The following is a 20,515-nucleotide window of genomic DNA, read 5'->3' as shown; positions in this document are numbered from 1 at the left end:
CAATGCATTTCAGGTGTTCCAGATTCGTGGGGGCTGGGCGTCGCGACCCAGCAGGGCGGGTCTGAGCAAACGCCATAAATCGATGAGCCAGGCCCGGGCGAGCAATGCTTCACTGGCCAGACACCGAGCGACCAATAGCCCCGGCAACTGCGTCAGATCCCCACGTACTTCGTGGCCCAACGAGCGGCAACGCTCAAGCAATTCAGCATCAATTTCCCCGGTCACCAGCAACGTCGCAAACACCGGTTGCCCGTCCAGACCTATGGGCGAATCAAGCAAACCGTCCCCGCCGACAATGCGCTGTCGCTCATGCCAGAGCAATCGACCATCGCGACGAATATCCAGATGACTCTGAAAATGGCCCAGATCAAAGCGCTCGCCACTGGCCGGACGACCCAGCGCGACCACGTCCCAGTAGAACAACCGCGCATCGCCTTCAAGATCGATCGAGGTCGTCAGTTCTGCCTGCGCGGCGCTGTAGACGATGGTCTCTTGCGGCAACCATTCCAGCGTCGCCCCGGCAGCTACTTTCAAGTCCAGCTGCTGATACGCAGGGCCTGCCGCGCGGTACCACTTGGCCGCGCCGGGGCTGGTGATCTGCGCCCAGGCGTGCGCCTCGACGCGGGCGCTGATATCCAGCCGATCACCGCCGGCAATCCCGCCAGGCGGGTGGACGATGATGTGTTGGCACACTTCAGGACCTTCGGCGTACAGATGCTTTTGCACCCGCAGCGGGCCAAGGTGACGGCGCATGACCGGCCGCGTGCAATCGCCGAAGCGCGCGTAGGCCAGCTCCAGCTCAGCGTGCCAGCTCGGGGTAAACAGGGCAGTGGAAATGGGTAAATTCATGGTTTGTAATTATCGTTAGGAAGCTACAGGTTAGATCGTATCGTTAAATCGTGACTAGCCCGCGCACACCCTCGGCCTCCATATTTTCGCCGCGACCCTGTTGCACGATCTCGCCTCGGGACATCACCAGGTACTGATCGGCCAACTCCGCGGCGAAATCGTAGAACTGCTCCACCAGCAAAATCGCCATGTCGCCACGGGCCGCCAGCTTCTTGATCACCGCACCAATCTCTTTGATCACCGACGGCTGAATGCCTTCGGTGGGCTCGTCGAGGATCAGCAGGCGCGGACGGCTGGCCAGTGCTCTGCCGATGGCGAGCTGCTGTTGCTGACCACCGGACAGATCACCACCGCGACGCTGTTTCATTTGCAGCAGCACCGGGAACAATTCGTAGATGAACGCAGGGACTTCCTTCGCTTCGCTGCCGGGAAACCGCGACAGACCCATCAGCAGATTTTCTTCCACGGTCAGCCGCCCGAAGATTTCCCGGCCCTGCGGCACATAGGCAATTCCGGCGTGGACCCGTTGGTGCGGTTTGAACGTGGTGATCGGTTTGCCTTCCCAATTCACCGCGCCTTCTTTCGCCGGCAGCAGGCCCATCAGGCACTTGAGCAGCGTGGTCTTGCCGACGCCGTTGCGCCCGAGCAGGCAGGTGACTTCGCCAACCTTCACGTCAAAGCTCAAGCCCCGCAGGATGTGACTACCGCCGTAGTACTGGTGCAGCTTTTCGACTTGCAGCATGTCCAAAATCTCCCTAAATCCCTGTAGGAACTGCCGCAGGCTGCGATCTTTTGATCTTGTTTTTGAAGAGCAAAGTCAAAAGATCGCAGCCTGCGGCAGCTCCTACAGGGTGACCTTAGCGGCCTAAATACACTTCGATCACCCGCTCGTTTTCCTGCACCTGCTCAAGCGACCCTTCCGCCAGCACGCTGCCCTGATGCAACACCGTCACGTGGTCGGCAATCGAGCCGACAAACCCCATGTCGTGCTCCACCACCATCAGCGAATGCTTGCCGGCCAGGCTCTTGAACAGTTCTGCCGTGAACTCGGTTTCGGCATCGGTCATGCCCGCCACCGGTTCGTCGAGCAGCAGCAATTGCGGGTCTTGCATGAGCAACATGCCGATTTCCAGAAATTGTTTTTGGCCGTGGGACAGCAGCCCCGCCGGGCGATTGACCGAGGTGGTCAGGCGAATGGTGTCCAGCACTTCGCTGATGCGATCGCGCTGCTCGCCGCTCAAGCGCGCACGCAAACTGGCCCACACCGATTTGTCGGTTTTCTGCGCCAGCTCAAGATTTTCAAACACGCTCAGCGCTTCGAACACCGTGGGTTTCTGAAACTTGCGACCGATGCCGGCCTGGGCGATCTGCACTTCGCTCATCTGCGTCAAATCCAGCGTTTCACCGAACCAGGCCTTGCCGTGGCTGGGGCGGGTCTTGCCGGTGATCACGTCCATCAGCGTGGTTTTGCCCGCGCCGTTGGGGCCGATGATGCAGCGCAATTCGCCGACGCCGATGTACAGGTTGAGATTGTTCAGCGCGCGGAAGCCATCGAAGCTGACGCTGATGTCTTCCAGGGTCAGGATCGTGCCATGACGGGTATCGAGGCCCGGGCCGACGCGTTGGCCGAGGCCGATGGAATCGCGGCTGGTGCCGGCGTCCTTGTTCGGCTCGACAGGAAAGAAGGCGGGTTCAAGCATGAATTCTGCGCTGGCCGTGACTCTCATGATTCACCTCGTTTTTTCAGCAGACCGATCACGCCTTTGGGCAAGTACAGGGTCACGATGATGAACAGCGCACCGAGGAAGAACAGCCAGTATTCAGGGAACGCCACGGTGAACCAGCTCTTCATGCCATTGACCACGCCAGCGCCCAGCAATGGGCCGATCAAGGTGCCGCGTCCGCCGAGAGCGACCCACACTGCCGCTTCAATCGAGTTGGTCGGCGACATTTCGCTCGGGTTGATGATCCCGACTTGCGGCACGTACAACGCACCGGCCAAGCCACACAACACCGCGCTCAACACCCAGACAAACAGCTTGAAACCGCGCGGATCGTAGCCGCAGAACATCAGACGGTTTTCCGCATCGCGCAGCGCGGTCAGCACCCGACCGAACTTGCTCTGCGCCAGACGCCAGCCGATAAACAGACTCGCCACCAGCAACAAAACCGTCGCCAGAAACAGCACCGCGCGAGTGCCGGGTTCAGTGATGCCGAAACCCAGAATCGTGCGGAAATTGGTAAAGCCGTTGTTGCCGCCGAACCCGGTCTCGTTGCGGAAAAACAGGAGCATGCCGGCGAAGGTCAGGGCCTGGGTCATGATCGAGAAGTACACGCCTTTGATCCGCGAGCGGAAGGCGAAAAAGCCGAACACCAGCGCCAGCAATCCTGGCGCCAGCACCACCAGACACATGGCCCAGAGGAAGCTGCTGGTGCCGGTCCAGTACCACGGCAACTCGGTCCACGACAGAAACGTCATGAACGCCGGCAGGCCATCGCCGGCAGCCTGACGCATCAGGTACATGCCCATCGCATAACCGCCGAGGGCGAAGAACAGACCGTGGCCCAGCGACAGCAAACCGGCGTAACCCCAGACCAGATCCAGCGCGAGTGCGACGATGGCGTAGCAGAGGATTTTGCCGACCAAAGTCAGGGTGTAAGCGGAGACGTGCAGCGCGCTGTCCGGTGACAACAGCGACAGCAACGGTAATGCGATCAGCAACGCGAGGATGACGACGCCAACCGCCATCGTGATTTTCGGGCCGGCCTTTTGCGTGGCCGTAACGAGCAGGGGCTGGTTCATCAGTCGATCACCCGTCCTTTCAATGCGAAGAGGCCTTGCGGACGTTTCTGGATAAACAGAATGATCAGCGCGAGGATCAGGATCTTGCCGAGCACCGCACCGATCTGCGGTTCAAGAATCTTGTTGGCGATGCCCAGGCCGAATGCCGCGAGTACGCTGCCGGCCAGTTGGCCAACACCACCGAGCACCACGACCAAAAACGAATCGATGATGTAGCTCTGGCCCAGATCCGGGCCGACGTTGCCGATCTGGCTCAGCGCTACACCGCCGAGTCCGGCGATGCCGGAACCGAGACCGAAGGCGAGCATGTCGACGCGCCCGGTCGGCACGCCGCAGCAAGCCGCCATGTTGCGGTTCTGGGTGACGGCTCGGACGTTGAGGCCAAGGCGTGTCTTGTTCAGCAGCAGCCAGGTGAGGACAACCACAAACAACGCGAAAGCGATGATGACGATGCGGTTGTACGGCAGCACCAGATTGGGCAGCACCTGAATTCCGCCGGACAGCCACTCGGGGTTGGCCACTTCGACGTTCTGCGCACCGAACAGCAAGCGCACCAACTGAATCAGCATCAGGCTGATGCCCCAGGTGGCGAGCAGGGTTTCCAGCGGTCGGCCGTAGAGGTGACGAATCACCGTGCGCTCCAGCGCCATGCCAATAGCGGCGGTGACGAAAAATGCCACCGGCAGTGCGATCAGCGGATAGAACTCGATGGCCTGCGGGGCGTAACGCTGGAACATCAACTGCACCACATACGTCGAGTAGGCACCGAGCATCAGCATCTCGCCGTGGGCCATATTGATCACGCCGAGCAGGCCGAACGTGATCGCCAGACCGAGTGCCGCGAGCAGCAGAATCGAGCCCAGCGACATGCCGCTGAACGCCTGCCCGAGAACTTCGCCAATCAGCAGTTTGCGTTTGACCTGGGCGAGGCTGGTTTCGGCGGCGGTGCGCACGCTGGCATCGGTTTCGACGCCGGGTTCGAGCAAACCTTCGAGGCGGGTGCGGGCCAGCGGGTCGCCGGTTTCACCGAGCAGACGCACTGCGGCGAGTCGCACTGCCGGGTCAGTGTCGACCAGTTGCAGATTTGCCAGCGCCAGGCTCAGGGCCGCGTGGACACTTTCATCTTTTTCGCCAGCCAGTTGCTGGTCGAGGAATTTCAGCTGCGCCGGTTTGGCGCTTTTCTGCAATTGCTGCGCGGCGCTCAGACGGATTTTGCCGTCGGCGGCGAGCAATTGGTGGCTGGCCAGAGCGGTGTCGATCAGACCCCGCAGGCGATTGTTCAGGCGCAGGGTTTTCGGTTGGCCGTCGATGGTCAACTGGCCTTGTTGCAGCGCGTTGATCAGTTCGATACGGGCCGGGTCGGGCTGCGCGGCCCAGGTTTCCAGCAGTTTGGCTTGTTGCATGGGATTGGCGGCGACGAAGTCTTCGGCGTCGCCGGCGTGGGTGGTCATCGGCAGCAAGATGGCGATGGCGAGGATGAAGCGATAAAGGGCAGTGGGCATATTCAGTCGCCTTGACGCAGACATTGTGGGAGCAGGCTTTTGTGGCGAGGGGATTTATCCCCGTTGGGTCGCGAAGCGGCCCCAAATCCAGCGGTCGTGGTGTATCAGGTAGATCGCGTCGACCGATTTCGCGACTGCTTCGCAGCCGAACGGGGATAAATCCCCTCGCCACAACTGCCCACTCCCACAGGGATATGTGTCGGGCCAAAAAGTCAGGCCCGACACCCAATGGCTCAGTTGCTCTTCACCGCATAATCCGGCTTCTTGTCGTTGCCATCGATAAACGGACTCCACGGCTGCGCCCGAATCGGCCCCTCGGTCTGCCACACCACGTTGAACTGACCGTCGGCCTGAATCTCGCCGATCATCACCGGTTTGTGCAGGTGGTGATTGGTCTTGTCCATGGTCAGGGTGTAGCCGGACGGCGCGGCAAAGGTCTGGCCGGCGAGGGCTTCGCGGACTTTGTCGACGTCGGTGGATTTGGCTTTCTCTGCGGCCTGCGCCCACATGTGGATGCCGACATAAGTGGCTTCCATCGGGTCGTTGGTCACCGCTTTGTCAGCGCCCGGCAGGTTGTGTTTCTTCGCGTAGGCTTTCCAGTCGGCGACGAATTTCTTGTTCGCCGGGTTCTCCACCGACTCGAAGTAGTTCCACGCCGCGAGGTTGCCCACCAACGGTTTGGTGTCGATGCCACGTAATTCTTCTTCACCCACCGAGAACGCCACCACCGGAACGTCGGTGGCTTTCAAACCCTGATTGGCCAGTTCTTTATAGAAGGGCACGTTCGAGTCGCCGTTGACGGTCGAGATCACCGCAGTCTTGCCGCCAGCCGAGAACTTCTTGATGTTGGCGACGATGGTTTGATAGTCGCTGTGACCGAACGGGGTGTAGACCTCTTCGATGTCCTTGTCGGCCACGCCTTTGGAGTGCAGGAACGAGCGCAGGATTTTGTTGGTGGTGCGCGGGTAGACGTAGTCGGTGCCGAGCAGGAAGTAGCGCTTGGCGCTGCCACCTTCTTCGCTCATCAGATATTCAACGGCCGGGATCGCTTGCTGGTTCGGCGCGGCGCCGGTGTAGAAGACGTTCGGCGACATCTCTTCACCTTCGTACTGCACCGGGTAGAACAGCAGACCGTTGAGCTCTTCGAACACCGGCAACACCGATTTACGCGACACCGACGTCCAGCAACCGAACACCACGGCAACCTTGTCCTGGGTCAGCAACTGCCGGCCTTTCTCGGCGAACAGCGGCCAGTTCGAGGCCGGATCGACTACCACCGGCTCAAGCATTTTGCCGTTCACGCCGCCCTTGGCGTTGATCTCGTCGATGGTCATCAGCGCCATGTCTTTGAGCGACGTTTCGGAGATCGCCATGGTCCCGGACAACGAATGCAGAATCCCGACCTTGATGGTCTCGGCTGCCTGGACAGTCCAGGTCATGCCCATCGCGGCAATGGATGCCGTGAGTGTGAAAGCCTTGATCAAACTGCGACGCTTCATTGTGCGATCTCCATGAACGTTAAAGTTTTTTATGGTTGGCAGATGCGGACGACTGAAGGGTGTTTTGCAAGGGCTGTGCCCGGTCGGGTTTGGGCAGGAAAATGTCGTGTTAGAGCGCTTGCGCTGCTGAGCTCTGCACCATGAAGGGACGCACATGAGGCGTTGGTGCAGGCGGTCGCGCCAGAATGGGGCGCGAACAATCCGTGTAGGAGCTGCCGCAGGCTGCGATCTTTTGATGTTGTTTTTCAAGATCAAGATCAAAAGATCGCAGCCTGCGGCAGCTCCTACATGGGGTGGATCAGGATGAAGTCGAGGCGGACTCGGTTTGCCTGCTCAGGCGCGACAGCAGCAGTCGATCCAGCAACCACACCACCACCAGCGAAGCCCCCACCAGCGGAAAAATCACCGCCAGTGCGAGCATGATCACCACGCCGGTTTTCCATTTCGGCAGGTCATGACGCAGCGGTGGCACGCCGAACTTGCCCTGTGGGCGGCGCTTCCACCAGATCACCACGCCACTGACGGCGCTGAGCAGAATCATCAGGCAGATCAGCAGCACGACGATCTGGTTGAAGGTGCCGAACATCTTGCCTTCGTGCAGCATCACGCCGATTTCCGTGGCCCGTGCCACCGTACCGTATTGCTCGAAACGCACGTCGGCGAGAACCTTGCCGGTGTACTGGTCGACATGCAGCGTGGCGTCATTGCGTGGGTCGTCGGCAAACACTGCGATGGTGAACACACCGGTCGCGGTGGTGGGCAGGGTGATGCTGTAACCCGGTTCGACTTTGCGTTCAGTGGCAATGTTCTGCACATCTTGCAGGCTGATGCTCGGTGCGGCCGGGCCGGCCGGGGCGGCGCCGTGGGCCATGTGTTCGGCGTGGTCGCCGGACATTGGCATCGGCGTGTTTTCCATCGCCCATGGCACGGTCTGGCGGGTGGCGCTGTTGAGGCTGCGGGCCTCGACGTCGGAGGTCGGCACGTTTTCCCACATCGCCGCCGGGAACACGTTCCACACCTGCGCGTATTGCTTGCCCCAGAAACCGGTCCAGGTCATGCCGCTGAGCAGCATTACCAACAGCAATGTCGCGCCCCAGAACCCGGTGACCGCGTGCAGATCACGCCACAACACGCGGCCGCGACTGTTCAGGCGCGGCCACAAAATTCCTGCCGCCTGACCGCGCGGCCACCACAGGAAAACTCCCGACACCACCAGCACCACGCCCCAACCGGCGGCCATTTCGATCAGCCGGTCGCCGACAGTGCCGATCATCAATTCGCCGTGGAGGGCGCGGGCGATGGCTTGCAGATTCTGCTTGGCATCCTGTTCGCCGAGGATATCGCCGTGGTACGGATCGACGAATACATTCAGCTCCTGCCCGGCATTGGTCACGACAAATTGCGCACTGCGCTCGGCGTTTACCGGTGGCAGGTACTGGGTGATCTGACCCTGGGGATAAGCACTTTTGACCCGTTGCAGCAGGTCGTCGGCGGGCACGGTGTGATGACCGGCCGGGACGTTGAGCAGGCTGCTGTACATCAGCGAATCGAGCTGGGGTTTGAACAGGTAAATGATGCCGGTCAGGGCCAGCATCACCATGAACGGCGCGACGAACAGTCCGGCATAAAAATGCCAACGCCAGGCCAGGTTGTAGAAATTCGGTTTGGGCTTTTGCATCACGTTTGCTCCGCTTGGCGAATTTTTTTAGATCAAAAGATCGCAGCCTTCGGCAGCTCCTACAGGTTGCACGCATACCCCATGTAGGAGCTGGCGCAGCCTGCGATCTTTTGACTTTTTTTGTCAGAAACTCATGTCCACCTTGGTCCAGAGCGTGCGCCCCGGTTCATTGATGGCTTGCGGGTCGTTGGCCGGGTAGCCGAAACCGGCGTTGCCCGCCAGGTTCAGGTGTTCGGCGTAAGCCTTGCCGAACAGGTTGTCGACGCCGCTGCTGACCTTCCAGTTTTTGTTGATCCGGTAGGCACCGTTGAGCGAGAACACGCCGAAGCCCGAACTCTTGTCGTAATCCTTGCCGACCACGTTGCCCTTGTTCTGGTCGATACGGTTTTGCGCGGCAACCACCCTCCACAGTGCGCCGGCGCTCCAGTTGTTTTCGGTATAGGTCAGGCCCATACGTGCGTCCAGCGGCGGCATTTGGGGCAGGGCCGAACCGTCGCTGCTGTTCTTGCCCCAGGCGTAGGCCAGGGTCGCATCGGCTTTCCAGTTGTCGGTGAGTTTGTACGCAGCGCCGAGTTCACCGCCCATGATCCGCGCGTCGATGTTCTCGGCGCGCGAAGTGCTCATGCCCATCATTCCCGGGGTGTAGTCGAAGAGGATGTAATCGCGCACCACGCCGATGTACCCGGAGGCCCATGCCTCAAGATCGGCACTCTTGTAGTTCACGCCGAAATCCAGCTGGGTGGTCTTTTCCGGTTTGATCGAGTCGAACGCATTGACCGAGCCCGCAGGTCCCGACTTCGGCGAAAACAGCTCCCAGTAATCCGGGAAGCGCTGTGCGTGGCCAATACCGGCGTAGAGCGTGGTCGGGCTGTCGGCCAGATCGTGCTCGTAGCGCACGAAGCCGCTCGGCAAGGTGTCGGCGCGGGTGTCATCGGCGGTTGGATTGGGCCGGGTCATCATTCCCGAACCGCTGGTCTGCCGGTAATCCTTGGCCGAGGCGCGGTCAACGCGGGCGCCGGTGATCAGGCGATCACGGTCGGCGGCGTACCAGGTCATTTCGCTGAACAGGCCGTAGTTATGGAAATCGGCGTCCTTGTTGTAGGGCTGATCCTTGTAGGTATCGATGCCCATGCCGCTGCGCTGGCGGTGTTCGTTGGTCTGCGCGTCAAGGCCGGTGATCAGCTGAATGTCAGCCCAGCGCCACGTCGCTTTGATCCGTGCGCCAAGGGTGCGGCGGTCGACGTTGGATGCCATTGGCCCCGCCATCATGCCGGTGCCGGACGGGGTACGCAGGGTGTAGTTGTCCATCACGTGGTCGGCGTAGTTGTAATAGACCTGTGCTTCCAGCTTCTCCAGCACGTCGCTGATGTTGGATCTTTCGACGCGCAGGCCGAGGCTTTCACGCAGGAACTGCGAACCGTCCATGCCGCGTCCGGCGTAGCGGGCTTCACCATCACCCTTGCCGGCGGTGAGCTCGATCAGGGTGTCGGCGTCCGGCGTCCAGCCCACGGCGACATCGCCGTTCCACTTGTCGTAGCGCGAGGCGACGATGTCGTTGTTGCCGTCGCGGTAGTCGTCGGAGTGCGCGGTGTTGCCGATCACCCGCACGTAGCCCAACGGACCGCCGGCAGCGGCGTCGACGACTTTGTCGAAGCGCCCGTGGGAGCCGGCCAGAATGCTGGCGTTCACCCTCGTGCCGAGTTCGCCGAAGCTCTCCGGTTCACGGTCGAACAGCACGGTGCCGGCCGAGGCACCCGGGCCATAGAGCACGGTTTGCGGGCCTTTGATTACGGTGAGTTTGTCGTAGGTTTCCGGCGAGATGTACGAGGTTGGCGCGTCCATCCGGCCTGGGCAGGCGCCGAGCATCATGCTGCCGTTGGTAAGAATATTCAGGCGCGAACCGAACATGCCACGCAGTACCGGATCGCCGTTGGTGCCGCCGTTGCGCACCAGCGCAAAGCCCGGAATGGTCTTCAGGTAGTCGCCACCATCGCTGGCCGGCACTGGCTGGCGCGGGTCTTTGGGGTTGGTGACGATGGTCAGTGGCGAGCTCGGGGCGATGGCGGTAATCACCGTCGGGCTCAGTTCTTCGCGGTGATCGGCGTGATCATCGGCCAGCACCAGCGGGGACAGCAGGATGCCGCAAAGGACGGCGATAGCGTGCCTGAAACGAATGCGTGATTCGTTCAAAGCGAAGGACGCCTGGGCAGAGCCCGAGCGGGGAACAGCAGAAAACCTGGACATGACAATTTCCATCAAGCAGTCGTAAACGACACGGCCGGCAGCCTGAGGCTGTCTTCTCAACCGTGTGCAATCAAAGGTGCGTGTTTACGCTGTGACGGGCGGGGCGCGGGGGCGGGCGCCGGGGAAGAAGGTTTGCCCGGCATGACCCAGGCGTGGCGAGGGTGAAGTGAAGGTGTTCAGCGGCAGGATATTGAAGGCAACGAAATCGCCGCCGCCCGTCAGTGCCGGGCAATTGAACAGCAGGCTGCAATAGCCGCATTTTTCCCACAGCACATGCTGCGAGGATTGTGGCGGGCAATGTTCGGCTGCGGGTTTTGCGCCATGCCCGGAGTGATCCATGCCGGGCATGTCCATCGACATGTCCATGCTCATTGGCGCGGATGTCGAGGCGTGTTGATTCATCGGCATCGACTGAGAAATCAGTGGGCCGATGAAGATCATCAACATGGCGAACAGGGCGATCCAACTGCCTTGCTGACGGCGGTTGTCGATGGACCTGGCGCGAGGCGGGCGCATGGGTGCGATCAGCCGGGCTGATTACTGAGCGTGCGCGTGGGCCTTGCTATTTTCCGGCGGTTTCTTCTGCACGGCGACTTCGACGGTGACGTCCCCGGCCTTCTCGAAATGCATCGTCAGCGGGAAGCGTTTGCCGTCGCTGAGCAGGCTGCGGTCAGTCGGGTTGAGCAGCATCACGTGATAGGCCATCGGCGCGAAGGTCACGTTGCCGCCCGCAGGAATATCCACGCTCGGCACCTGCTGCATCTTCATCAGGTCGCCCTGCATCACATGCTCATGCAATTGTGCTTCGGGGGCGATGGGCGAGTCGACACTGAGCAAGCGGTCGGCGGTCTTGCCGGTGTTGTGAATCACGAAATACGCGGCAACCGTGGGGGCATTGGGCGGTAGTTCCTGCGACCACGGGTGGGCAATTTCAAGCTCGCCAGCCTTGTATTCGTGGGCATGGGCGAAGCACGCAGGCAGCAAGAGCGCAGCGATGACGATGAATTTGTTCAACATGGCAGTTCTCCAGAACGATTTGAAACGCAGATTAATTGCGCGAACAAATCAAACCAGAGGGGAGGCGCGGGGGTTCAGACTCGGCCATTGCTGGCGCGGCGTAGGGGCTTGCAATGAGGCGGGCGCCACACTGCGATTGCTTTCGAAACGCGCAAAATACAGCTGCGGTGGATGTCCCGGCAGCGCCACCAGCGACGCTGAGCCCGAGCAACACCAGCAATGCTGCATGTTGGAATGGTTGTCGGTGGGCGGGGCTTTTTCATCCGTGGTGCCGATGTTGATCGCCACCATTTTCGTCCCGCTGCCAGTGCAGAAACTGCTCCACAACAATTGCTCGGTCGGAGAATTGGCCGCCTGTGCCATCGCTCCCGTCATCGGCATGGCGAGCATGTTGAACAGCACTGCAAAGCAGGCAATCCAGGCAAGCGCGAGCCGTTGTCGGTTCATGGGACAGGTCCATAGGGTGGGCGATCAGGCGTGGCTATTTAGCCTGATCAGGGCCGATAAGTAAAAAAGCGTCGTGCGGTTTGGTGTCGCAGAGCTTCCTGCAAGAGTTTGAGAAGTCTGCGGCCCAGCTCGATTTCGCCGTTATAAATGAGTGTAGCGGCTTCGATTCGCATTGCCTGGGCGAAATCCGAGTCGCTTTCTATTCGTGCGCGAATGGTCTGCTTGACGTCTCGAAGTGCTACCCGGTTGAGCTGCCCATCGCCGGAGTCTTCGATCTCACAGCCCTTGATGTATTGGCCGAGGTCGGCAGATGTTGTGAGGTGATCCTTAACGTCGAAACGCAGGAATTTTTCTGACATTGGATGTCTATGCCTTTGGAATGAAAGACAGTGAGCGTAGATGTGGACGCTCGACGCTGACAGTCAGTAATTCGTTAAGTTGTTGTGGGCAGTATCTGGCGCGGTTGTAGGATTAAATTCGGACGCAGTCAGATATTCGGTCAAGCCTGGACATTGTAGGAGTGAGCCTGCTCGCGAACTCGCTGTGTCAGGCAATGAGGTGCCGGCTGTGCTGACGTCATCGCGAGCAGGCTCACTCCTACAGTGGTCTGTGTCATCCGCATAATCTGTGTACACCGGAGCGACGGTGCGACCTTTTTAAAGCCGGTTGAAGGTCGCGAGGGCGGTGATGACTTCGTTGACCGACCCAAACTCCCGATCAACCCCCGGCAACCCCGGCCGCTTCAACACAATCACCGGCACCCCACGCTCCCGAGCCACTTCCAGCTTCGGTTCGGTCGCCGTGCTGCCGCTGTTTTTGCTGATCAGCACATCAATCTGCCGCCGTTCGAATAGCGCCCGCTCGTCCTCCAGCAGGAACGGCCCACGTGCGCCGATGACTTCGCAGCGTTCGTTACCGGGATAAACGTCGAGGGCGCGCAGGGTCCAGAATTGTTCGGCGGGGATTTCGTCGAGGTGTTGCAACGGTTCGCGGCCCAAGGTGAACAGGGGGCGGCGAAACGGTTTGAGGGCGTCGATCAGTTCGGCCCAGTCGCAGACTTCACGCCAGTCATCACCTGGCTGCGGCTTCCAAGCGGGGCGGCGCAGGGCCCAGCAGGGGATGCCGGTCAGTTGCGCGGCGGTGGCGGCGTTCTGGCTGATTTGTGCGGCGTAGGGGTGAGTGGCATCGAGCAGCAGATCAACGCCTTCATCGCGAATGAACTGCGCCAGACCTTCAGCGCCACCGTAGCCACCGACGCGCACCTGACAGCTCAGATCGCTGGGCACACGACCCACCCCGGCCAGGCTGTAAATATGTTGCGGGTCAAGGGTGCGGGCAATCGCCAGCGCCTCAGTCACGCCGCCCAACAACAGAATCCGCTTCATGCAAAACCTCCGGCATGGCCGATAATGCCGCCCTGACGATCAATCGCAAATACCTCGACCTGCACCTGCGCTGGCACCACGCTACGGGCGAAATCCAACGCGTGACGACAGACTTCATCGCCCAGTGCGATCCCCACTGCACTGGCCAGCGCCAACGCCTGCTGGCTGGTGTTCGCCTCACGAATATTCTGCTGCAAAGTCTCGTCAGCGCCGATCGCCGCCGCCCAGTCGGCCAGTTGCGGCAGGTCAATGCTGGAATGGCGCGAGTGCAGATCCATGTGCCCGGCCGCCAGTTTGCTGATCTTGCCGAAACCGCCGCACAGGCTGAGTTTATCCACAGGTACTTTGCGTAAATGCTTGAGCACCGCGCCGACGAAGTCGCCCATTTCGATCAGGGCGATTTCCGGCAAATCGTAGACTCGGCGCATGGTGTCTTCGCTGGCGTTGCCGGTGCAGGCGGCGATGTGCAGGTAGCCGTTGGTCTTGGCGACATCGATGCCTTGATGAATCGAGGCAATGTACGCCGCGCAGGAAAAGGGCCGGACGATGCCGCTGGTGCCGAGGATCGACAATCCGCCGAGAATGCCCAGGCGCGGGTTCATGGTTTTCAGCGCGAGGGCTTCGCCGCCCTCGACGTTGACGGTGACCTCGAAGCCGCCGGCATAACCGGTTTCGGCCGCGAGCAGGCTCAGGTGGTCGCTGATCATCTTGCGCGGCACCGGATTGATCGCCGGTTCGCCCACTGCCAGCACAAGTCCCGGGCGAGTCACAGTGCCAACGCCCGCACCGGCATTGAAGCGAATCCCCGGTTCGGCCAGCAGTCGCACCCGCGAATAGAGCAAGGCGCCGTGGGTCACGTCCGGGTCGTCGCCGGCGTCCTTGATCGTCCCGGCTTCGGCGCCGTCGTCGGTCAACCGGCAGAACTCCAGACGCATCTGCACCTGCTTGCCCTTGGGCAAGATGATTTGCACGGCATCGGCCGAGACTCCGCCGAGCAGCAGCCGGGCGGCGGCGAGGCTGGTGGCGGTGGCACAGCTGCCGGTGGTCAGGCCGCTGCGCAGGGGCGCGGGTTGTTCGGCGGTTTCGTCACGCATCGAAAGGTTTGACCAGATCGAGCAGGGTGATCGGCAACGCCTGACGCCAGGTGTCGAACTCGCCGAGCGGTTGCGCCTGAGCGACGTGAATGCGCGTCAGCTCGCCGCCGTAGCGTTCGCGCCAGTGCATCAGGGTGACTTCGCTTTGCAGGGTCACCGCGTTGGCGACCAGTCGGCCGCCGGGCTTGAGTTGTTCCCAGCAGGTTTCAAACACGCCTTCGCGGGTCACGCCACCGCCGATGAAAATGGCGTCCGGGCGCTCCAGTCCCGCCAGTGCTTGCGGTGCCTTGCCGCGAATCAATTGCAGTCCCGGCACACCCAGCGCGTCGCGATTGTGTTCGATCAATTGCTGACGGCCGTCATCGGCTTCGATGGCCAGCGCGCGGCAGCTTGGGTGAGCGCGCATCCACTCGATGCCAATCGAACCACTGCCCGCGCCGACGTCCCACAGCAGTTCGCCGGGAGTCGGCGCGAGGCGGGCGAGGGTGATCGCGCGCACGTCGCGTTTGGTCAGTTGGCCGTCATGCTGGAATGCCGAGTCGGGCAGGCCGGCGAGACGGGACAGTCGCGGGGTTTCAGCGTTGGCGCGGCATTCGACGGCGATCACATTCAGATCGGCAATCGGCGGGTCGCACCAGTCATTGGCGCTGCTGTCGATACGCCGTTCGGCGTCGCCGCCCAGATGTTCCAGCACGCTTATGCGACTCGAACCAAAGCCGCGGTCACGCAACAATTGCGCGACTGCCGCGGGACTGGCTCCGTCATTGCTCAGCAGCAACAGGCGCACGCCGCTGAACAGCTGCGCATTGAGCGCCGCCAGTGGTCGAGCGACCAGCGACAACGTCACGACGTCTTGTAACGGCCAGCCGAGGCGGGCGGCGGCCAGCGAGCAGGAGGATGGCGCGGGCAGGATCAGCATCTCGTCGCTCGGCAGTTGCCGCGCGAGGCTGGCGCCGACGCCGTAGAACATCGGGTCACCGCTGGCTAGTACGCACACCGCTGCACCGCGCTGTTCAAGCACCGGCGCCAGCGAAAAGGGGCTCGGCCACAACTGCCGCTCGCCGCGAATGCACACGGGCAACAGGTCCAGTTGGCGCTGACCGCCGACGATCCGCGAGGCGCCCATCAGGGCACGCCGGGCGTTTTTGCCCAGGCCCTTGAAGCCGTCTTCACCGATTCCCACAACCGTCAGCCAGGGTGACATCTATATTCCTCTAAACATGCCGTTCCGACGGGCAGACTTTTCATGCCGCCGGACAAAGCAGGCATAATACCGCGCCTTCGCCCGCGAAGCGCCTTTCCCACGCAGCCGGTCAGCCCCTTGAACGAACGCCCGATGTCCACCGCCATACGCCCCTCGGCCTGCCCGGGGTTGCTGCGTATCGTCCAGGCATTGGACGGCGGCATCTGCCGGATCAAGCTCAATGGCGGCTCGATCAGCGCCGATCAGGCTGACGCGGTGGCCAATGCCGCCGAACAGTTCGCTGGCGGGGCGATTGAGGCGACCAATCGCGCCAACCTGCAAATCCGTGGCATCGGCCAGCAATCGGCTGCCCTGATCGACAGTTTGCTGGCTGCCGGACTGGGGCCACGCACCGCCGCAGGCGATGATGTGCGCAATCTGATGCTCAGCCCAACCGCCGGGATCGACCGCCAGATGCGTTTCGACACCCGCGCACTCGCCGAGCAGATTCTCGACACGCTGCAGAGCCATCCACGTTTCCACGAGTTGAGCGCCAAGTTCGCCGTGCAACTCGATGGCGGTGAAGCGCTGGCGATGCTCGAACATCCCCACGACCTGTGGTTGTCGGCGTTCGAGCGCGATGGCGAAACGTTGCTGGCGTTTGGTCTGGCCGGGTGCCCGAGCGATCGCGCGGTCGGCGCGGTGAAGCTGGAAAATGGCCATGCGCTGGTGGTCGCGGTGCTGGAATTGTTCCTCGAACTGGCGCGGCCCGAGCAAACGCGGATGCGCCATTTACTTGAAGAACTGCCGATGCTGGCGTTTCTTGAACAGCTCAGAACACGCTTGCCGATCAAAGCGATCAGCAACTGGCAACGTCTGCCAGGCGCGGACGATCTGCACATAGGCGTTCATCCACAAGGCACAGACACTCTCGTCTACGTTGGCGCGGTGCCGCCACTCGGTCGCCTCGACCCGGCCATGCTGCGCGGTGCCGCTCAACTGGCTCGTCAGTTCGGTGACGGCAGCCTGCGTTTCACCCCGTGGCAAAGCCTGCTGCTGCCGAACGTGACGCAGACCGACGCAAACCAGGTGATCGAAGGCCTCAAACAGCTGCACCTGCTGACCGAGGCCGCTGAGCCACTGGCAAGAATGATCGCCTGCACCGGCACCAACGGCTGTGGGAAAGGCCTGGCCGACACCAAAAGCGATGCCCGTCTGTTGGCGACGCTGCTGGCGCAAGCGCAAAGCGTGCACCTGTCCGGTTGCACGCGTTCGTGCGCCGCCGCGCACTGTGCCCCGGCGACCTTGCTGGCCGTCAGTGCCGGTCAATACGACCTCTATTTTCGCGATGCAGCACAGCCGGGTTTCGGCACGCTGCACGCACGCAACCTTACTATTGAAGCGGCCGCGGCACTCCTTATCGATGCTGCCCGAAGCCCGCTCCCGGAGCCCCCTTGATGCTTGATTACATCCGCGACGGTCAGGAGATCTATCGCAACTCCTTCGCGATCATTCGCAGCGAGGCCAATCTGGCGCGCATCCCCGCCGATCTGGAAAAACTCGCGGTGCGGGTGATTCACGCCTGCGGCATGGTCGAAGCCATCGACGGTCTGCAATTCTCTGAAGGCGCAGGCACGGCCGGGCGCGCTGCGCTGGCCGCGGGTGCGCCGATCCTCTGCGATGCGCGAATGGTCTCCGAGGGCGTGACCCGCGCGCGCCTGCCGGCCAACAACCAAGTGATCTGCACCCTGCGCGACGACAGCGTGCCGGAGCTGGCGCGCGAGCTGGGCAACACCCGTTCCGCCGCCGCGCTGGAGCTGTGGCGCCCGCACCTGGAAGGCAGCGTCGTGGTGATCGGCAATGCGCCGACCGCGCTGTTTTATCTGCTGGAAATGCTTGATGCCGGCGCACCGAAACCGGCGCTGATTCTCGGCTTCCCGGTGGGTTTCGTCGGTGCCGCAGAATCGAAAGCGGCGCTGGCCGCCGACAGCCGTGGCGTGCCGTTTGTGATCATGCAAGGTCGGCTCGGCGGCAGCGCCATGGCGGCCGCGGCGGTCAATGCCCTCGCCACGGAGATCGAATGATGCAGGCCAAAGGACGTTTGATTGGCCTGGGCGTCGGCCCCGGTGATCCGGAACTGATCACCGTCAAGGCCTTGCGCCTGCTGCGCGAATCGCCGGTGGTGGCGTACTTCGTCGCCAAGGGCAAAAAGGGCAACGCGTTCGGCATCATCGAAGCGCACCTGCAGGACGCGCAGAATCTGCTGCCGCTGGTGTACCCGGTGACCACCGAAGCGCTGCCGGCGCCGCTCTCGTATGAACAGGTGATCAGTGATTTCTACGATGAAGCCGCCGAGACGATTGCCGCGCATCTGGACGCCGGTCGTGACGTGGCGGTGATCTGTGAAGGCGATCCGTTCTTCTACGGCTCCTACATGTATTTGCATGATCGACTGGCCACCCGCTATGAAGCGCAAGTGGTGCCGGGCGTGTGCTCGATGCTTGGTGGCGCGTCGGTGCTGGGTGCGCCGTTGGTGTACCGCAATCAGAGTCTGTCGGTGCTTTCCGGCGTATTGCCCCATGAAGAACTGAAGCGACGTCTGGCGGATGCCGACGCGGCAGTGATCATGAAACTGGGGCGCAATTTCCACAAAGTGCGTCAGGTGCTGGAAGAACTCGGCCTGGCCGAGCGGGCGCTCTACGTCGAGCGTGCGACCATGGCCAATCAGAAGATCGTGCCGATCGACCAGGTCGAGCCGATGTCGTCGCCGTACTTCTCGCTGATCATCGTGCCTGGCGAACGGTGGCAAGGCTGATGACTGCATCCACTCCCGCGATTGTCATTCTCGGTCAGGGCAGCCTGGCCACCGCCCGGCGCATTCAGCAGGTGTATCCGGCGGCGCAGATTCACGGCCTCGCCGGGCGTGTCGAAGGTGCCGACTGCACGTATCAGGAATTCGGCGCGACCCTGCGCCAGTTGTACCAGCAGGCCACGCCGATCATTGCCCTGTGCGCGGCCGGCATTGTCATCCGCACACTGGCGCCGCTGTTGCTGGAAAAGGGCGCCGAGCCTGCGGTTCTTGCCGTCGCCGAAGACGGCAGCGCCGTGGTGCCGCTGCTCGGTGGCCTCGGCGGGGTGAATGTCATGGCGCGGGAAATCGCTGCCGGTCTGCAAGTCGCGGCGGCGATCACCACCAGCGGCGAACTGCGCTTTGGCACCTGCCTGCTCAACCCTCCGAGCGGCTATGCGCTGGCGGATCTGGAGTCGGGTAAACGCTTTGTCTCCGATCTGCTGGCCGGGCACAGCGTGCGCATAGAAGGCGCGGCGCCGTGGCTGGAGCAGGCGCAACTGCTGGAAGATCCGCAGGCGCAGCGTTCGATTCATGTCGGCAGTGCCGAGCGTGCGGCAAGTGCCAATGAGTTGCTGATCTATCCGCGCAGTGTTGCGGTTGCCGTAAGCGCTGAAGCGGCGGATTTGCCGAATGTGATTCGCGCAGCATTGCAGCAGGCGAACGTCGCGGTTCAGGCACTGGCTTGTCTGCTGGCAGCGGATACCGCGATGGCCTCGGCTGACCTGCGCGAAGCAGCACTTGAATTGAATGTGCCGCTGCGATTTGTCTCGGCGCAAAGCGAGATTGGCGCAATGGCGCGAACTGCGCTGCCTGATGCCCGGATCGTTGAGACAAGCGGCCTGGCCATCGCTATCGCCGAACAGCCGCTGGACGTCGCGCACATCGGTCGCCCGCGCGGTCGTCTCGCGGTGATCGGCCTCGGTCCCGGCGCTGCCGAACTGATGGTGCCGGCGGTGAAAGCCGAACTGGCTCGCGCCACCGATGTGCTCGGCTATGAAACCTATGTGCGCATGGCCGGCCCGTTTCGCGACGATCAAGTGCAGCATTGCACCGACAACCGCGAAGAAATGCAGCGCGCCCGCCACGCCTTCAGGCTGGCGGCCGAGGGCCGTTCGGTGATTGTGGTTTCGTCCGGCGATCCGGGCGTATTCGCCATGGCGGCGGCGGTGCTCGAAGCGTTGCACGAGTCGGATGATCCGGCGTGGCACCGTGTCGATCTGGAAATTCTCCCGGGCGTTTCTGCGTCCCTCGCCACCGCTGCCCAGGCCGGTGCGCCGCTGGGCCATGACTTCTGTGTGATGTCGCTGTCGGACAACCTCAAACCGTGGTCGATCATCGAGAAGCGTCTCGACCTGGCCGCGCAAGCGGATCTGGCGCTGGCGTTCTACAACCCGATCTCCCGCGCCCGTCCATGGCAACTGGGTCGGGCCCTGGAAATCGTCGCGCAACATCGCACACCGCAAACCCCGGTGGTGCTGGGGCGTGACATCGGCCGGCCGGGGCAGACCCTGCGCACTACGACTCTCGGCGCTTTGACGCCGGATCAGGTGGACATGCGCACCATGGTGTTGATCGGTTCCTCCACTACTTGCACTTTTGCACGCGCCGGCGGAGGGGAATGGGTTTACACGCCTCGTTGGTATGGTGAAAAGCCGATTGGCTGACAATCCGCCCATTGATCGGTCAAGGAAGTTGTAAGTAACTTCAAGTTGGCGTGACATGGAGTTAATACTGTCGTCTATAAAGTCCGATAACAAAAACAAGGCCGCGACCCATTCGGGTTCGCGGCCTTGCGCGTTTGCAGGCGAAAAAATCAAAGCTGAACTTGTTGCTGGATCATGCTGTTGTGCACGTTGAATGTTGTTCGATGTTTCGCGTGACACTGGTTGAGTTTCTTTCTGGTTTGAGTGTGCCCTGTTTAAGCAATAGTTTTATTTGACGTATTAACTATTGATTCAAGGAT

General features: G+C 61.7%; 19 protein-coding genes. 4 read left to right on the top strand and 15 right to left on the bottom strand.

Annotated elements, in window-relative coordinates; all coding sequences use genetic code 11:
- Positions 1-9 precede the first annotated feature (9 nt).
- The 15 genes from ICA15_RS17930 to cbiE all read right to left on the bottom strand — a co-directional run bounded on the left by ICA15_RS17930 (position 10) and on the right by cbiE (position 15,722).
- Entirely contained in the window at positions 10-849 is an 840-nt protein-coding gene (locus ICA15_RS17930) for an urease accessory protein UreD (RefSeq protein ID WP_150617972.1), read from the bottom strand.
- A gap of 43 nt (positions 850-892) precedes the next feature.
- On the bottom strand, positions 893-1,591 hold the full coding sequence (gene urtE / locus ICA15_RS17925) for an urea ABC transporter ATP-binding subunit UrtE (RefSeq protein ID WP_047299522.1): 699 nt from the start codon (positions 1,589-1,591) through the stop codon (positions 893-895).
- A gap of 115 nt (positions 1,592-1,706) precedes the next feature.
- The gene (gene urtD / locus ICA15_RS17920; RefSeq protein ID WP_210554228.1) at positions 1,707-2,576 is read right to left on the bottom strand and encodes an urea ABC transporter ATP-binding protein UrtD; all 870 of its coding nucleotides are present in this window, start codon (positions 2,574-2,576) and stop codon (positions 1,707-1,709) included.
- Positions 2,573-3,652: an urea ABC transporter permease subunit UrtC gene (urtC, locus tag ICA15_RS17915; RefSeq protein WP_210554227.1), complete on the bottom strand. Its 1,080-nt coding sequence runs from the start codon at positions 3,650-3,652 to the stop codon at positions 2,573-2,575. Before urtC ends, urtD begins: the two co-directional genes overlap by 4 nt.
- Positions 3,652-5,154, bottom strand: coding sequence for an urea ABC transporter permease subunit UrtB (urtB, locus tag ICA15_RS17910; RefSeq protein WP_210554226.1), 1,503 nt, complete (start codon positions 5,152-5,154; stop codon positions 3,652-3,654). The genes urtC and urtB overlap by 1 nt, the downstream gene beginning before the upstream one ends.
- Positions 5,155-5,387: 233 nt before the next feature.
- Positions 5,388-6,653, bottom strand: coding sequence for an urea ABC transporter substrate-binding protein (gene urtA, locus ICA15_RS17905; RefSeq protein WP_042557449.1), 1,266 nt, complete (start codon positions 6,651-6,653; stop codon positions 5,388-5,390).
- A 298-nt stretch (positions 6,654-6,951) separates the two neighbouring features.
- A complete protein-coding gene (locus tag ICA15_RS17900) occupies positions 6,952-8,331 on the bottom strand; it encodes a PepSY-associated TM helix domain-containing protein (RefSeq protein ID WP_210554225.1) in 1,380 nt (459 codons plus the stop codon).
- A gap of 123 nt (positions 8,332-8,454) precedes the next feature.
- Entirely contained in the window at positions 8,455-10,575 is a 2,121-nt protein-coding gene (locus ICA15_RS17895) for a TonB-dependent copper receptor (protein WP_210554224.1), read from the bottom strand.
- 84 nt (positions 10,576-10,659) lie between these two features.
- The gene (locus ICA15_RS17890) at positions 10,660-11,091 is read right to left on the bottom strand and encodes a DUF2946 domain-containing protein (protein ID WP_210554223.1); all 432 of its coding nucleotides are present in this window, start codon (positions 11,089-11,091) and stop codon (positions 10,660-10,662) included.
- A 21-nt stretch (positions 11,092-11,112) separates the two neighbouring features.
- Positions 11,113-11,592 (bottom strand): copper chaperone PCu(A)C, encoded by a 480-nt coding sequence (locus tag ICA15_RS17885; protein ID WP_210554222.1) that lies wholly within the window; start codon positions 11,590-11,592, stop codon positions 11,113-11,115.
- Positions 11,593-11,640: 48 nt separating this feature from the next.
- The gene (locus ICA15_RS17880; RefSeq protein WP_210554221.1) at positions 11,641-12,039 is read right to left on the bottom strand and encodes a DUF2946 domain-containing protein; all 399 of its coding nucleotides are present in this window, start codon (positions 12,037-12,039) and stop codon (positions 11,641-11,643) included.
- A gap of 47 nt (positions 12,040-12,086) precedes the next feature.
- Positions 12,087-12,398 (bottom strand): hypothetical protein, encoded by a 312-nt coding sequence (locus ICA15_RS17875; RefSeq protein WP_210554220.1) that lies wholly within the window; start codon positions 12,396-12,398, stop codon positions 12,087-12,089.
- Between the two features lie 297 nt (positions 12,399-12,695).
- Positions 12,696-13,424: a cobalt-precorrin-6A reductase gene (locus ICA15_RS17870; RefSeq protein WP_210554219.1), complete on the bottom strand. Its 729-nt coding sequence runs from the start codon at positions 13,422-13,424 to the stop codon at positions 12,696-12,698.
- The gene (locus tag ICA15_RS17865) at positions 13,421-14,518 is read right to left on the bottom strand and encodes a cobalt-precorrin-5B (C(1))-methyltransferase (protein WP_210554218.1); all 1,098 of its coding nucleotides are present in this window, start codon (positions 14,516-14,518) and stop codon (positions 13,421-13,423) included. The genes ICA15_RS17870 and ICA15_RS17865 overlap by 4 nt, the downstream gene beginning before the upstream one ends.
- Positions 14,511-15,722: a precorrin-6y C5,15-methyltransferase (decarboxylating) subunit CbiE gene (cbiE, locus tag ICA15_RS17860; protein WP_210554217.1), complete on the bottom strand. Its 1,212-nt coding sequence runs from the start codon at positions 15,720-15,722 to the stop codon at positions 14,511-14,513. The genes ICA15_RS17865 and cbiE overlap by 8 nt, the downstream gene beginning before the upstream one ends.
- Before the next feature lie 132 nt (positions 15,723-15,854).
- Here cbiE and cobG point away from each other — a divergent pair, with 132 nt between their 5' ends.
- Genes cobG through cobJ form a run of 4 tightly spaced genes read left to right on the top strand, consistent with a single transcriptional unit; the run spans position 15,855 to position 20,216 of the window.
- Positions 15,855-17,159 (top strand): precorrin-3B synthase, encoded by a 1,305-nt coding sequence (gene cobG, locus ICA15_RS17855; protein WP_318010476.1) that lies wholly within the window; start codon positions 15,855-15,857, stop codon positions 17,157-17,159.
- Complete coding sequence (locus tag ICA15_RS17850; protein ID WP_210554215.1) at positions 17,159-17,785, top strand: precorrin-8X methylmutase; 627 nt, start codon at positions 17,159-17,161, stop codon at positions 17,783-17,785. The genes cobG and ICA15_RS17850 overlap by 1 nt, the downstream gene beginning before the upstream one ends.
- On the top strand, positions 17,782-18,516 hold the full coding sequence (locus ICA15_RS17845) for a precorrin-2 C(20)-methyltransferase (RefSeq protein WP_390896383.1): 735 nt from the start codon (positions 17,782-17,784) through the stop codon (positions 18,514-18,516). The genes ICA15_RS17850 and ICA15_RS17845 overlap by 4 nt, the downstream gene beginning before the upstream one ends.
- Positions 18,516-20,216 (top strand): precorrin-3B C(17)-methyltransferase, encoded by a 1,701-nt coding sequence (gene cobJ, locus ICA15_RS17840; protein WP_210554214.1) that lies wholly within the window; start codon positions 18,516-18,518, stop codon positions 20,214-20,216. The genes ICA15_RS17845 and cobJ overlap by 1 nt, the downstream gene beginning before the upstream one ends.
- Positions 20,217-20,515: the final 299 nt, after the last annotated feature.

Source organism: Pseudomonas sp. P116 (assembly GCF_020149425.1).
Lineage (GTDB): Bacteria > Pseudomonadota > Gammaproteobacteria > Pseudomonadales > Pseudomonadaceae > Aquipseudomonas > Aquipseudomonas anatoliensis.
This window is presented reverse-complemented; position numbering and strand designations above follow the sequence as displayed.